Source organism: Rhizobium sp. 0TCS1.26 (assembly GCF_050455525.1).
Lineage (GTDB): Bacteria > Pseudomonadota > Alphaproteobacteria > Rhizobiales > Rhizobiaceae > Neorhizobium.
On sequence record NZ_JBCIYV010000001.1, the window covers coordinates 688,893 to 702,955 of the forward strand.

Consider the following 14,063-nt stretch of genomic DNA (forward strand, 5'->3'; position numbering starts at 1 on the left):
AATAACCTCGAAAGGACATGCCATGAGCCACGATACTTACGAGCTCAAGGCCGAGGCGCGCGAACGGGTTGGTAAGGGGTCCTCCCGTGAACTTCGCCGCAACGGTTTTATTCCTGCCGTCATCTATGGCGACAAGCAGGCCCCAGTTTCCATCGTGCTTTCCACCAACGAGGTGACGAAGCGCATCCACGCCGGCGGCTTCCTGACCACCGTCGCAACCATCGTCCTGAACGGCGAGAAGATTTCGGCCCTGCCGAAGGATTTCCAGCTGGATCCGGTACGTGACTTCACGATGCACGTCGACTTCCTGCGCGTCTCTGCAGACAGCCAGGTCACGGTCGAAGTTCCGGTTCACTTCATCAACGAAGAGAAGTCGGGCGTGAAGGTCGGCGGCGTTCTGAACATCGTCCGTCATACGGTCGAAATGAACTGCCCTGCCAACGACATCCCGGAAGCGATCGTCGTTGACCTGGACGGCTTCAAGATCGGCGACAGCGTTCACATCTCGCATGTGAAGCTGCCAAAGGGTGCGACGCCGGTCATCACCGACCGCGACTTCACCATCGCCACCATCGCTGCACCGGCCGTCATGCCGGAAGAAGCTGAAGGTGGAGCAGAAGCCGCTTCCGAATAAGCACGGCTGCTGCCAACCAGATCTGAACCCGCCCCGGGCAACCGCGGCGGGTTTTCACGTTATTGGTTTACCGATCTTTACGGGAAACCATTCAATTCCCTCGAAAATCACTGATTTGACGCGTTTGGAGGCTGTTTCGGCGCCGACGCCGGAAACTGCGCTTCAGCAAAGCTTAATCAATCGATGAAAGCATCACGACGGGAACGGGACCACCTTCTGAGGTAGCCGGCAAACAGAAGGCATTACGAGTGGACGCATGACTCACTCGGTCGAAAACCGCTTCATCGCCATCATTTCAGCAGCGTTGCTCATCCTTGTCGCGCCGCTGTTCACGCTGTTCCTCGCCCTTTCATCCCGTCAGGCCGCCGAGAGCCTGCACGAACATGTTGCGATCCTGACGGCCGTCAACGCCCAGGCGCTGGCGAAGCCGCTTTGGGATCTGGATCTCAAGAGCATCCGCCAGATCACCGGCACTCTCCTGAATGAAACCGGCATCCGCGTCGTCCAGGTGAAGGACACGCTCGGCACGCTGGACATCACCGAAAGCAGCGTGCGCGATGCCAGCGAGCCGCTGGAGCGGACAACGCTTGACGTCGTCTATCGGTCCACCGAGACCACGCAGCAAAAGGTCGGCACGCTCGTCATCCATTATCGAAGCTTTGGCCTCTTCTCCGCACTCAGCCGCATGGAATTGGCCTTCATTTCCATCTTCACCCTCGCCGTCCTCACCGTCTTTACGGCCGCCGTCATCGGCAACCGGATCATGGTCATGCGACCACTGCTGCGGCTTACGGCGGCGATCGAGGCGACGCGACGGCTCGGCTCCCGCCACCACGTGGACTGGCACACGACAGACGAGATGGGCCGCCTGGCGCAAAGCTTCAACGAGATGCAGATCCAGCTGGAGCGCGAGGAATATGAGCTGAAGCAGGCGCACCGGCAGACCCGGGAGACCTACAACCTGACGCCGGCCATGCTGTTCTCGCTGAACGACCAGGACTTGATCTGGGCCGTCAGCGACTACTGGCTGCTGGCCACGGGCTATGCGCGGGGAGAGGTTCTCCGCCAGCCCTTCGTCGACCTGATCTTTCCGGAAGATCGCGCCCGCTACGTGGCGCGCAAGCAGCAGAAGCGCTCGATCGTCGGCGTCTGCGATGTTACGGTTCGTTTTCGCTGCGCCGATGGCAATCTCATCGACGTGCTGATCCTCGAGACCGCCCTCAAGTCGGCAGGTACCGATCTTCCCGCGTCGCTGAGCGTCATGACGGACGTCACCGAGCTCAAGCAGTCGGAAAGCCGCAATCATCGCCAGGCCATCTCCGATCACCTGACCGGCCTTCTCAACCGCCAGGGCTTTGAAGCGGTGCTCGACGAACAGATCGCCGCCGCCGATGCGAGCGGCACCCACCTCGCCTGCCTGTTCGTCGATCTTGATCGTTTCAAGTCGATCAACGACACACTCGGCCATGCGGCCGGCGATGCGGTGCTGTCCCAGTTCGTCGGGCGGATCCGGCCGCTGACGAACGAGAACGATGCGGCGGCTCGGCTGGGCGGCGACGAATTCGCCCTGCTGATCACCGGCGCCGATGCGGAAGCGCGGGCATCCGACGTCGCGCAGAAGATCGTCGATCTCTTCGACAAGCCGTTCCGCGCCGCCGGCACCGGCGTCAAGCTCAGTGCCAGCATCGGGCTTGCCTTCTACCCGCGCCACGCCGGCAGTGCGGCCGAGCTTCTGCAGCGCTCCGACATGGCCATGTATGCGCGCAAGCGCGACGGCCGCAACGGCGCCAATGTCTATGACGAATCCATCCTTGACCGCGCCCGCCAGCGCGCCGAAATCGAGAGCGACATCGAGGCGGCGATTACCGCCAGCTGGTTCGAGGCCCATTTCCAGCCGATCGTGCGGGTTGGCGACGAGACGATCCTCGGCTTCGAGGCGCTGCTGCGGTTGCGCCATCCGCGCAAGGGACTTCTGTCTCCGGCAGCGATCGTCGACGTTGCGGAAGAGACGGGCTCGATCAGCGAGATCGGCAACCTCATCCTTGAGGATGCGCTGGTCAACCTCGCCCGCGTGTCGCGCCTGCCCGGCATGGACGACACCTATGTGGCGGTGAACTTCTCGCCGCTGCAGTTCGACGCAGGGCTGCCGACGCGGCTTGCGGCGATGACCGCCCGTTACCGCATCCAGCCTCGCCGGCTGGTGCTGGAAATCACCGAGGCGGTGCTGATGCACGACAACCCGGAAATCCGCACCATCCTCGACCAGTTGCACGCCTTCGGCTGCCGCATCGCGCTCGACGATTTCGGCACCGGCTATTCGTCGTTGAGCTACCTCAGCCGCTTCCCGGTGGATATCGTCAAGATCGACCAGTCGTTCGTCCGCACGATCGGTTCCGGCGCCAAAGACGTCGAACGCAGGAACCGGATGCTCGTCGAAGGCATCAGTGCCATCTCCCACAAGATGAACTGCACGGTCGTCGCGGAAGGCGTCGAAACCGAGGGCCAGTACGACCTCCTGAAGACGATCGGCATCGATTGCGCCCAGGGCTACCTGTTCTCCCGGCCGCTCGCCATCGGCGATCTGCTGTCGCAACTCGACGCCAGAAGGAATCTGCTGGAGACTCGCGCCGGTTGACGGCATAGTCACGAGCTAAGACCGTTGTGGATGGGGACCATGAGACGTCCGGCTCTGACCTGCAGCATGGTTCTCCTGACAAGCGGCGCACAGGCGGCCGATATCAGCTTCGCGACCGAAGCCTACCCGCCCTATACCTATCAGACCGAGGACGGATCAATCGACGGCGCAGGTGCCGCCCAGGTTCGCGCCATAATGGCCGGTGTCGGAGCAGACGTCGAGTACCGCATCGACATCATGCCCTGGGCCCGGGGCGCTTGCGCTTGCCCAAACGCAGTCCACCTCCTGCGTCTTCGCCGCGGCACGCACGCCGGAGCGGGAGACCACGTTCCAGTGGGTGGTGCCGATGCTGATGGACGTCAACCTGATCGTCGCCCGCCAGTCCTCCTCCATCACCGCAACGACCATCGCCGAAGCGCTGCTCTATTCGGTCGGCACGCAACGGGAAGACTACACCGAAGGCCTGCTGCGCCGCGCCGGGTTTGAGAGGCTGGACCTCAGCGCCAGCTTCGATCTGACGCTGGCCAAGCTGCTCGGCGGCCGGATCGATCTGATGGCCATATCCCAGGATGTCTATGATCGCCTCGTCAGAGAGCACGTACCGATCCGAAGGATCGTCGTGCTCTCGGTGCAGCAGCTCGGGATTGCCTGCAACCCTTCTCTGCCGGCAGCGTTGATCGCCCGCATGCAGTCTTCGCTCGACCGCCTCCGCGCGTCGGGCGAGCAGGATCGCATACAGCAACGCTACGGGCTTCCGCCGGTGCGCTGAGTGAGGTGTCAGCGGGATTGCGCTTGACTTGCCCGGCTTTTCGCGTTGGGAACATCGGCGCGACTGCGAAGGGAACCGCCATATGCTGATCATCGCCGGGCTCGGCAATCCGGGGTCCAAATATTCCGGGAACCGCCACAACATCGGCTTCATGGCCGTCGACGCGATCCAGCGCCGGCCGGGCTTCTCGCCCTGGTCGAAGAAGTTCACGGCGGAGATCTCCGAGGGCGAACTAGGCGGCGACAAGGTGCTGCTCATCAAGCCGCAGACCTTCATGAACCTGTCGGGCGAATCCGTCGGCGAAGCGATGCGCTTCTACAAGCTGTCACCCGCGGACATCGTCGCCATCTATGACGAGCTCGACCTGGTGCCGGGCAAGGCCCGCATCAAGCTCGGTGGCGGGCATGGCGGCCACAATGGCGTCAAGTCCCTCGACGCCCACTGCGGCCGCGAATACCGCCGCCTGAGGCTTGGCATCGGCCATCCGGGCTCCAAGGAGCAGGTACAGAACCACGTGCTTGGCGACTTCGCCAAGTCGGACAGGGTCTGGCTCGATCCCCTGCTCGATACGCTGGCCGACAATGCCGAGATGCTGGTGAAGGGCGAGGATTCACAGCTGATGAACAAGCTGGCGCTGGCGGTCGGTGCCAAACCGGATGACGAGCCGTCCAAGCCCGTCAAGGGTGACAAGCCCGCCAAGCAAGGCGCCGGGCAATCGCATATCCGCGCCGCACGCAACTTTGCCCAGCCCAAGGCCCTGCCAACCACCGGCCCGATGGCCGACATGCTGAAGAAGATGTTCGGGGCGAAGAAGGACTGACCCCTGAGCCTACTCTTCCGGCTCGGCGGTGAACATCAGCGGCAGGCCGGCTTCCTTGGCGAGATCCATTGCCTCGGAAACCTTGGTCTCGGCAATATCCTTGGTGCACACGACGACGACGCAGGAGCCCATCTTGTGGGCGGTCATCATCACCCGTTGGCTCGCCTCCGGCCCCATGCGGAACACCACCTTCAGGACAAGCACCACGAACTCGCGAGGGGTGTAGTCGTCGTTGTGAAGCAGGACCTTGTAGAGCTTCGGGCGCTCGACCTTGGGCTTGGTCACCGTCTTCGGTGCAAGTTCGGTCTCGTTGGCCATGAGATGGCATCTCCAAACACATGAAACAGTCAGCGGAATGCAGCCGGGGCCGCCGGCGCACTGTCGCCGCGGGTTTTCTCGACCGACGTTCCGATCACCCACAAACATAGTTCGCCGGCGCCGCTGCGCCAGTGGACAGAGTGAAAGCCGGCGCAACCCTTGACCCGCTGGCCGCTTTCCCCCATAGCCACAGCAACATCGAAACAACGACGGGTGAACCCTTATGGGCTTCAAATGCGGCATTGTTGGCCTGCCGAATGTCGGCAAGTCAACCCTCTTCAACGCGCTGACCAAGACGGCGGCAGCACAGGCGGCAAACTATCCGTTCTGCACCATCGAGCCGAACACCGGCGAGGTCGCCGTTCCGGATCCGCGCATGCAGACGCTCGCCTCGATCGCCGGCTCCAAGGAAATCATCCCGACGCGCATCTCCTTCGTCGATATCGCCGGCCTCGTGCGCGGCGCGTCGAAGGGCGAAGGCCTCGGCAACAAGTTCCTCGCCAACATCCGCGAAGTCGATGCCGTCGTGCACGTGCTGCGCTGCTTCGAGGACGACGACATCACCCATGTCGAGGGCCGTATCAATCCGGTCGGCGATGCCGAGACGATCGAGACCGAGCTGATGCTCGCCGACCTCGAAAGCCTTGAGCGCCGCGTCGAGCAGACTCGCAAGCGGGCGTCGTCCAAGGACAAGGACTCTGTCGCCCAGCTGCCGATCATGGAAGCGGTCGTCAAGCTGCTCAACGAGGGCAAGCCGGCCCGTCTGCTGTTGAAGACGCTGGCTGCCGACGAGATCGAGATCCTCAAGGGTCTCAACCTGCTCACCTCGCATCCGGTCCTCTACGTCTGCAACGTCGCGGAAGCCGATGCCGTCGACGGCAACGAGCACACCAAGGCTGTCGAAGCCATGGCAAAGGCGCAGGGCGCCGAATGCGTCATCATCTCGGCCGCCATCGAATCTGAGGTCGCCCAGCTTCCGGAAGAGGAATCGAAAGAATTCCTCTCTGCGCTCGGCCTGGAGGAGGCAGGTCTCGACCGGCTGATCCGCGCCGGCTACAACCTGTTGCACCTGATCACCTATTTCACCGTCGGCCCCAAGGAAACCCGCGCCTGGACGATTGTCCGCGGTACCAAGGCACCGGCTGCCGCCGGCGTCATCCACACGGATTTCGAACGTGGCTTCATCCGCGCCTTCACCATTGGCTACGACGACTACGTCGCCTTCAAGGGTGAGGTCGGCGCCAAGGAAGCCGGCAAGGGTCGCGACGAAGGCAAGGAATACGTCGTACAGGACGGCGACGTCATCCACTTCCGCTTCAACACCTGAGGCTGTCATCCTCTGCCCGATCCGACACTGCCGCCCGTCGCTCGACGGGCGGCAGTTTTCGTTTGGCAGCCACCGGCAAATGCGCCGGTAACGGAACGACGACAAACCCGCTTGGCATCGTCTTGTCTTCGTTTACAGTCGCCGCCACATTGAACGGGAAGAGCAATGCTTTACTTCGAGGATTTCACGCCGGAGCGCGTCCTGCCTCTCCAGCCAAAGACCGTGTCAGCCGACGAGATCATCGTCTTCGCGCAGGAATTCGATCCACAGCCCATGCATCTGTCCGAGGAGGCCGGAAGAGCGAGCATCCTCGGCGGCCTCGCGGCCTCCGGCTGGCATACGGCAAGCCTTTTCATGCGCATGATGTTCGACGGTTGGCTGTCGGGCTCGGCCTCGGAGGGATCGCCGGGCATCGAGTTCATGGAGTGGAAGAAGCCGGTGCTCGCCGGCGATACGCTCTCCGGTCACTCGACGGTGGTGGAAGCCCGGGCCTTGCGCTCGCGCCCTGGCCTCGGCCTCGTCAGGTTCCTGCACGAGGTGCAAAACCAGCGCGGCGAAACCGTCATGCGCGGCGAAAACCCGATCATGTTCCGCCAGCGCGCGTCAGCGGAGGACGCCGCATGAGACTCATCGAACTCTCGCCGATCGGCCAGAAGATCGAGATCGGAACCCTGCTGTTCACCGCCGAGGACATCATCCGCTTTGCCAGGCAATTCGATCCGCAGCCCTTCCATGTCGATCCGGAGGCCGCCAAGGATTTCGTCTTCGGGGGGCTCTGTGCTTCGGGCTGGCATACCTGCGCCGGCTGGATGAAGATGTTCCTCGCCTACTGGACCGTCGAGCAGGCACGCCTTGTCGCCGACGGCATCGAGCCGCCGAAGCTCGGCCCCTCGCCCGGTTTTCGGAAACTGCAATGGCTGCGGCCCGTCTATGCCGGTGACCGGATCAGCTATTCGGTGACGCTGACAGAGAGCCGCCCGCTTGCCTCGCGCCCCGGGACATGGATGAACTCCACCCTCAACGAGGGCATCAATCAGGACGGCAAGCCGGTCATCCGGTTCGAAAGCAGCATGCTGGAGTTCGAGTAGCCTGGACCAGGCTCGGCTACGGTTCAGCCGCCGACACGTCGGATGGCTCATTTTCCGCCAGCCCGCCGCCGTTTTTGCCCCTGCCCTCAGCGCGTCGCAAGAACCGCGACGCCCGCGCCCACCAGCGCCGCGCCGGCGCCGCGATTGACACGCTGAACGAGGCGCGGACTACGCATCAGTCGCCGCGCTCGGCGTGCCAAGAGCACGTGGCAGCCGATCACCACGACCTCGACCAGCAGGATCACCAGCGCCAGTTGAAAGGCCTGCGGCAGCGTCAGGTTCGGGCCGACGACGTTCGGCAGAAGCGCGATGTAGAACAGCGGCATTTTCGGATTGCCGAGATTGAGCACCACGCCGGCCAGGAAACCGCGCCGCAGGTCACCGGCATGCGCCACCGCCTTTTCCTCCGGCACGTCAGGCCGCGACGTCCACATGCGGATGCCCATCCAGATGAGGTAGGCAGCCCCGGCATAACGCAGCACCGTCATTCCGACGCCCATTTGGCCGGCAACGGCGGAAAGACCGAAGGCGGCGAGAAACAGGAAGATCAGGATGCCGGTGACGGTACCCAGACCATAAGCAAGGCCTGAGGCCGCACCGCCATGGATGGTCCGCGCCATGATCGTCATGTTGTCGGGGCCGGGACTGGCCGCGAAGACGAAGAACGTTGCGGCGAAGGCAAGCAGCGTCTGAAGATCCATCGGCGTTTCTCCCAGGCTCGTTCAGCAAGAAGGCTACGCCCGCCGGTGCCGTTCTACCATCCTGAGAAGTAACGGGTCATTGCGCCTCGGACGGCACGTGAGCAAAAAAGAACCGCCCCTGCCGGCTAATCAGTGCCCCTCGAACGACACCAGCGTGCGGACCTCGACGCCGAGCGCTTCAAGCTTTTGGCGACCCCCGAGTTCGGGAAGGTCGATGACGAAGCAGGCCGACACCACCTCGGCGCCCAGCTGCCGCAGCAGCTTGACGGCGCCCTCGGCCGTGCCGCCAGTGGCGATCAGGTCGTCGCAGAGGATCACCTTGTCGCCCGGCTTTACCGCATCGACATGCATCTCCATCTCGTCGACGCCGTATTCGAGGCTATAGGCCACCCGCACGGTGGTGTGCGGCAGCTTGCCCTTCTTGCGGATCGGCACGAAGCCCGACGACAGCTGGTGCGCCATCGCGCCGCCGAGAATGAAGCCGCGCGCCTCGATGCCGGCCACCTGGTCCACCGACAGCGACGCATACGGCTTTACCAGCTCGTCCACCGCCTGGCGGAACGCCTGGGCATCGCCGAGCAGCGTGGTGATGTCGCGAAAGATGATGCCCGGCTTCGGGTAATCGGGAATGGCGCGAATGGCAGCGGCGAGGCTGTTGGCGATATCGGACATGGAGACCTTCGATCTGGGCGGAGCTGGCTGGCGCAAAAATGAAAAAAGGCGGCCGGAGCCGCCTTTCTTACCGCTGGAGAGCGTTGCGCTCAATGCTCCTTGCGGGCGTATATCGACTTCTTCGTCAGGTAGATGAGGATCGTGAAGATCGCCAGAAACACCATGACCATGAAGCCGGTGCGCTTGCGTTCTTCCAGATGCGGCTCGGCCGCCCACATCAGGAAGGCCGCGACGTCCCGCGAATACTGGTCGAGGGTTTGCGGCGCACCATCCTCATAGGTCACCTGGCCATCGGCAAGCGGCGGCGCCATGGCCAGCGCCGGTGCGGCGATAAAGTAGGGGTTGTAGTGCGTGCCCGGTGCCACCTCGACGCCGGCCGGCGGCTCACGGTAGCCGGTCAGCAGTGCGTGGATGTAGTCCGGGCCGCCTTCCTGGTACTGGGTGAAGATGTCGATGATGAACTGCGGAAAGCCGCGCGTCACGCCGCGCGCCTTGGCGAGCAGCGACATGTCCGGCGGTGCAGCGCCGCCGTTCGCCGCAGCTGCCGCCTGCTCGTTCGGGAACGGCGACGGGAAGTGATCCGACGGCACGGCCTTGCGGGTGAACATTTCGCCCGCATCGTTGGGACCGTCCTGGACCTCGTAATTGGCGGCGAATGCCTTCACCTGGGCTTCCGAATAACCGAGCCCTTCCAGCGTGCGGAAGGAGACGAGGTTCATCGAATGGCAGGCGGAACAGACTTCGGTATAGACCTTCAGGCCGCGCTGCAGCTGGCCCTTGTCGTAATGGCCGAACGGTCCGGCAAAGCTCCAGTCCATCTCTTCCGGATGGTGGATCGGATAGTGCGGCGTGCCGCCTTCGGCATGCGGAGCCTCCTCGGCGGCCCCGGCGATGCCGCCGAGACCGGTGAAGAGGGCAAGAGACAGGAGGCCTGTTGCGAGCATTTTCATGGGTGTCATCCTCTCGGTCTCGGCCATCACGCGCGCATGTCGGCGGTCACGTTGCCGTTCTTCGTCAGAACGGCTTCCGTGATGGAATTGGGAATGCGCCGTGGCGTCTCGACCAGGCCGAGAACCGGCATGATGACGAGGAAGAAGGCGAAGTAGTACAGCGTGCCGAGCTGCGACATGACCACGTAGAGGCCTTCCGCAGGCTGCGCACCGAGCCAGCCCAGCATGATCGCGTTGATGACGAAGATCCAGAAGAACAGCTTGTACCAGGGGCGGTAGACGGCCGAGCGGACCTTCGACGTGTCGAGCCAGGGCAGGAAGAACAGGATGATGATCGAGCCGAACATCACCAGGACGCCGCCGAGCTTGGAATCGATCGGCCCGACATTGAAGGTGATGGCGCGCAGCATCGCGTAGAACGGCAGGTAGTACCACTCAGGCACGATATGCGCCGGGGTCTTCAGGGCGTTCGCCGGGATGTAGTTGTCCGGATGGCCGAGATAGTTCGGCATGTAGAAGATGAACCAGGCATAGGCGATCAGGAAGATCGACACGCCGAGCGCATCCTTCATCGTCGCATAGGGCGTAAACGGCACCGTGTCGGTCTTGGTCTTGATCTCGATGCCGGTCGGGTTCGTCTGGCCGGTGACATGCAGCGCCCAGATGTGCAGCACGACGACGCCGGCGATCATGAACGGCAGCAGGTAATGCAGCGAGAAGAAACGGTTGAGGGTCGGCTGGTCGACCGCAAAACCGCCGAGCAGGAACTGCTGGATCCACTCGCCGACCAGCGGGAAGGCCGAGAAGAAGCCGGTGATGACCGTGGCGCCCCAGAACGACATCTGGCCCCAGGGGAGCACGTAGCCCATGAAGCCGGCCGCCATCATCAGCAGGTAGATGATCACGCCGAGGATCCAGAGGATTTCGCGCGGTGCCTTGTAGGAGCCGTAGTAGAGGCCGCGGGCAATGTGCAGGTAAACGGCGATGAAGAAGAACGACGCGCCGTTGGCATGCATGTAGCGCAGCAGCCAGCCGTGGTTCACATCGCGCATGATCTTTTCGACCGAGTTGAACGCGACCGTCGTTTCCGCAGCGTAATGCATGGCCAGCACGACGCCCGAGACGATCTGCACGATCAGCATCACCGACAGCATGGCGCCGAAGGTGTAGGCATAGTTGAGGTTGCGGGGGACGGGATAGGCGATGAAGCTGTCATACATCATGCGCGGCAAGGGAAGCCGTGCGTCGATCCACTTCTCTATGCCGGTCGACGGCTGGTAGTTGGAATGCCCACTCATCTGATGTCCCCTCAGCCGATCCGGATCACGGTGTCGGATGCAAATGTAAATGTCGGAATGGCCAGATTCTGCGGCGCCGGGCCTTTCCGGATGCGGCCCGCGGTATCGTAGTGCGAGCCATGGCAGGGACAGAACCAGCCGCCGAAATCGCCGGACTGGCCGAGCGGCACGCAGCCGAGATGGGTGCAGGAGCCGATCATGACGATCCAGTTCTCCTTGCCCTCGCCGGCTGAACGGTCGATGTCGGTCGCCTGCGCATCGGCCGCGACGTTGGCATTGCGGGCGATCGGGTCCTTGAGGTCGGCGAGCGCGACGGCATTGGCCTCCTCGACTTCCTTGGGCGTGCGGTTGCGGATGAAGACCGGCTTGCCGCGCCATTTCACCGTCAGCGACATGCCCGGCTCGACAGCCGTGACGTCCACTTCGATGGAGGCAAGCGCGAGCGTTGAAGCATCCGGCCGCATCTGGTCGATGAACGGCCAGGCGACCGCGACGGCGCCCACCGCGCCCGCCATGCCCGTCGTCAGGTAAAGGAAATCGCGGCGAGTTGGCTCGCTCACGGTCCCGCCATTCGTGTCGTGCTCACTCACGGTCAACCCATCCTTTGCACAGAAATGTTATGAAGTCGCATTGCCCCTCGTCCCGTCAGCAATCCAATTTGGACACAATTGGACCGCATTCTCCCCGCGCAAATTTCTAAGCGCGATGCAACAATAAGTCTAGCCTCCGCAACAGCATATGGGCAGATTGTCGCGGCCCGGATACGCGGGAAAAACAGCCGTTGTCGCATGTCTGTGAAATGCCGCCACCGGCCGGCCGGCGGCCGCCCTCACCCGAAACGGTTGCAGCGGTCACCGATCCGATCCTGAGTGAGGCTACACGATCGCCTCGCGGACCCGAACAGGCCAGACCCGCTGCGCAGCATGGCTTTCGGCCGCAGAAACCCTGGTCAGACGGCGAGGAAGCCGCCCGACTGACGCAGCCACAGTTCCGAATAAAGCCCGCCCGCCGCCACCAGTTCGGCATGCGTGCCCTCCTCGACGATCCGTCCCTTGTCCATGACGATCAGCCGGTCGAGCGCGGCGATGGTCGACAGCCGATGGGCGATGGCCAGGACCGTCTTTCCGGTCATCAACTCGTCGAGGTTCGACTGGATCGCTGCCTCGACCTCCGAATCGAGTGCAGAGGTCGCCTCGTCGAGCACCAGGATCGGCGCATCCTTCAGCATCACCCGGGCGATCGCCACCCGCTGCCGCTGGCCGCCCGAGAGCTTGACGCCGCGCTCGCCGACATGCGCGTCGAACCCCTTGCGGCCGCGCTGGTCCTCAAGCGCCAGGATGAATTCTTCGGCGCTTGCGCGGCGAACCGCCGTCAACAGCTCGGCATCCGTCGCGTCCGGGCGGCCGAACAGGATGTTGTCGCGGATCGACCGGTGCAAGAGCGAGGTATCCTGGGTCACCATGCCGATCTGCGCCCGCAGCGATTCCTGCGTGACGCGGGCGATGTCCTGCCCGTCGATAAGGATGCGCCCGCTTTCCACGTCGTAGAACCGCAGCAGCAGGTTGACGAGCGTCGACTTGCCGGCTCCCGAGCGCCCGACGATGCCGACCTTTTCGCCCGGCCGGATAATGAGGTTCATGCCGTCGATCACGCCCTTGCCGCGTCCATAGTGGAAGCTGACGTTCTCGAAACGGATTTCCGGCTGCCGGACCTCGAGCACCGGCGCCTGCGGCACATCGGTGAGCCCGACCGGCTGCGAGATCAGCTCGGCCGCATTCTGCACCGTACCGAAGTTGCGCATGATGCCGTTGAACTGGGTCATCAGCCGGCCGAGCAGGAAGTTGAGGCGCAGCACGAGCGCCAGTGTGAATGCCACTGCGCCGGCGCTGATCCGGTCTTCCAGCCACAGATGGATGGACAGCGCCGCCATGCTGGTGATCATCACACCGGACAGAAGTGCCATCGAGCCACGCACGCCGGTGATGAAGCGGGTGAACATCAGCGTCGTCTTCTGGAAGGTGTCGAACCCTTCGCGCATGTAGCGGTCGTTGGCATCGTCGCGGCCGAACAGCCGCAGCGTCTGGATATTGCTGTAGGCATCCACCATGCGACCCGACAGCATCGAGGCGGCTTCCGCCGTTTCGCGCGAATGGGTGCGGATGCGCGGCACGAAATAGCGCGCGAGGAACGAGAAGATGACGACCCAGACGATGACGATCAGCGCCAGACGCCAGTCCAGCCCGCCGATCAGCGCCAGCATCGACACCGAGTAGATACCGACGAACCAGACGCTTTCCATCAGGGACGTCACGAGGTCGCCGGTCGCCTGGCCGCCGGACCAGACCTTGGTGACGATGCGGCCGGCGAAATCGTTCTGGAAGAACGACAGCGACTGGCGTGCCACGTGCTGATAGGACTGCCAGCGCACGAGGTTGTAGAAGCCCGGCGTGATGACCTGCTGGTCGACCAGCGCCGTGGTCATCGTCACCACGAAGCGGACGACGGCGATCAGCACCAGCATGCCGGCAAGTTCGGCGCCGTGCGCCTGGAGCAGACCCTGCCAGCCCGCCGCCTTGTCGACCGTGCCGAGAATATCGACCAGCCGGCCGACGAACCAGAACAGCGCCGCCTCGATCGCCGCCGTCAGGCCGCCCAGCACCAGCATCGCGAGGAACGGCGCCTTTGCCTGGCGCACATAGAACCAGATGAAGGCGAAGGTGGCCCTCGGTGGCCGCAGATCGTCCCTTCGGGCATAGGGCTGGATTCGGGCTTCGAAGTAGCGGAACAAGGCATCGATCATAAGATCGGTATAGGCCGTTTCGCCGCCGCAACAAGGCTGCGACGGGTTAAA

14 protein-coding genes are annotated in these 14,063 nt (G+C 63.4%); 7 read left to right on the forward strand and 7 right to left on the reverse strand.

The genetic code is table 11. The features are described 5' to 3' along the window. Window positions 1-22 precede the first annotated feature (22 nt). From AAIH46_RS03325 to pth, 4 genes are all read left to right on the forward strand, one after another. Window positions 23-634, forward strand: coding sequence for a 50S ribosomal protein L25/general stress protein Ctc (locus tag AAIH46_RS03325; RefSeq protein ID WP_430304167.1), 612 nt, complete (start codon window positions 23-25; stop codon window positions 632-634). 256 nt (window positions 635-890) lie between these two features. Then, window positions 891-3,269 carry an EAL domain-containing protein gene (locus tag AAIH46_RS03330; RefSeq protein ID WP_430304168.1) on the forward strand — a complete coding sequence of 793 codons (2,379 nt, stop codon included), beginning with the start codon at window positions 891-893 and terminating at the stop codon, window positions 3,267-3,269. Between the two features lie 352 nt (window positions 3,270-3,621). After that, window positions 3,622-4,038 carry a hypothetical protein gene (locus AAIH46_RS03335; protein WP_430304169.1) on the forward strand — a complete coding sequence of 139 codons (417 nt, stop codon included), beginning with the start codon at window positions 3,622-3,624 and terminating at the stop codon, window positions 4,036-4,038. Window positions 4,039-4,120: 82 nt separating this feature from the next. Further along, window positions 4,121-4,858, forward strand: a complete 738-nt coding sequence (gene pth / locus AAIH46_RS03340) for an aminoacyl-tRNA hydrolase (protein ID WP_430304170.1) — start codon at window positions 4,121-4,123, stop codon at window positions 4,856-4,858. A 9-nt stretch (window positions 4,859-4,867) separates the two neighbouring features. Here pth and clpS read toward each other — a convergent pair whose 3' ends face one another. Further along, window positions 4,868-5,176 carry an ATP-dependent Clp protease adapter ClpS gene (gene clpS / locus AAIH46_RS03345; protein ID WP_430304171.1) on the reverse strand — a complete coding sequence of 103 codons (309 nt, stop codon included), beginning with the start codon at window positions 5,174-5,176 and terminating at the stop codon, window positions 4,868-4,870. Between the two features lie 223 nt (window positions 5,177-5,399). Between clpS and ychF the strand changes: the two genes are divergently transcribed. From ychF to AAIH46_RS03360, 3 genes are all read left to right on the forward strand, one after another. Further along, on the forward strand, window positions 5,400-6,503 hold the full coding sequence (gene ychF / locus AAIH46_RS03350; protein WP_430304172.1) for a redox-regulated ATPase YchF: 1,104 nt from the start codon (window positions 5,400-5,402) through the stop codon (window positions 6,501-6,503). A gap of 165 nt (window positions 6,504-6,668) precedes the next feature. Then, window positions 6,669-7,127, forward strand: coding sequence for a MaoC family dehydratase (locus AAIH46_RS03355; RefSeq protein WP_430304173.1), 459 nt, complete (start codon window positions 6,669-6,671; stop codon window positions 7,125-7,127). Next, window positions 7,124-7,591 carry a MaoC family dehydratase gene (locus AAIH46_RS03360; RefSeq protein WP_430304174.1) on the forward strand — a complete coding sequence of 156 codons (468 nt, stop codon included), beginning with the start codon at window positions 7,124-7,126 and terminating at the stop codon, window positions 7,589-7,591. Before AAIH46_RS03355 ends, AAIH46_RS03360 begins: the two co-directional genes overlap by 4 nt. 86 nt (window positions 7,592-7,677) lie before the next feature. Here the strand turns inward: AAIH46_RS03360 and AAIH46_RS03365 are convergent, their stop codons facing one another. The 6 genes from AAIH46_RS03365 to AAIH46_RS03390 all read right to left on the reverse strand — a co-directional run bounded on the left by AAIH46_RS03365 (window position 7,678) and on the right by AAIH46_RS03390 (window position 14,012). Continuing rightward, the gene (locus AAIH46_RS03365) at window positions 7,678-8,292 is read right to left on the reverse strand and encodes a LysE family translocator (protein WP_430304175.1); all 615 of its coding nucleotides are present in this window, start codon (window positions 8,290-8,292) and stop codon (window positions 7,678-7,680) included. A gap of 129 nt (window positions 8,293-8,421) precedes the next feature. Beyond that, on the reverse strand, window positions 8,422-8,964 hold the full coding sequence (locus AAIH46_RS03370; RefSeq protein ID WP_430304176.1) for an adenine phosphoribosyltransferase: 543 nt from the start codon (window positions 8,962-8,964) through the stop codon (window positions 8,422-8,424). An 89-nt stretch (window positions 8,965-9,053) separates the two neighbouring features. Beyond that, window positions 9,054-9,914 (reverse strand): cytochrome c1, encoded by an 861-nt coding sequence (locus AAIH46_RS03375; protein WP_430304177.1) that lies wholly within the window; start codon window positions 9,912-9,914, stop codon window positions 9,054-9,056. Window positions 9,915-9,940: 26 nt separating this feature from the next. Next, entirely contained in the window at window positions 9,941-11,212 is a 1,272-nt protein-coding gene (locus AAIH46_RS03380; RefSeq protein WP_430304178.1) for a cytochrome b, read from the reverse strand. 11 nt (window positions 11,213-11,223) lie between these two features. Beyond that, window positions 11,224-11,802, reverse strand: a complete 579-nt coding sequence (gene petA / locus AAIH46_RS03385; protein ID WP_430304179.1) for a ubiquinol-cytochrome c reductase iron-sulfur subunit — start codon at window positions 11,800-11,802, stop codon at window positions 11,224-11,226. A 359-nt stretch (window positions 11,803-12,161) separates the two neighbouring features. Next, window positions 12,162-14,012 (reverse strand): ABC transporter ATP-binding protein, encoded by a 1,851-nt coding sequence (locus AAIH46_RS03390; RefSeq protein WP_430304180.1) that lies wholly within the window; start codon window positions 14,010-14,012, stop codon window positions 12,162-12,164. Between the last annotated feature and the right edge of the window lie 51 nt (window positions 14,013-14,063).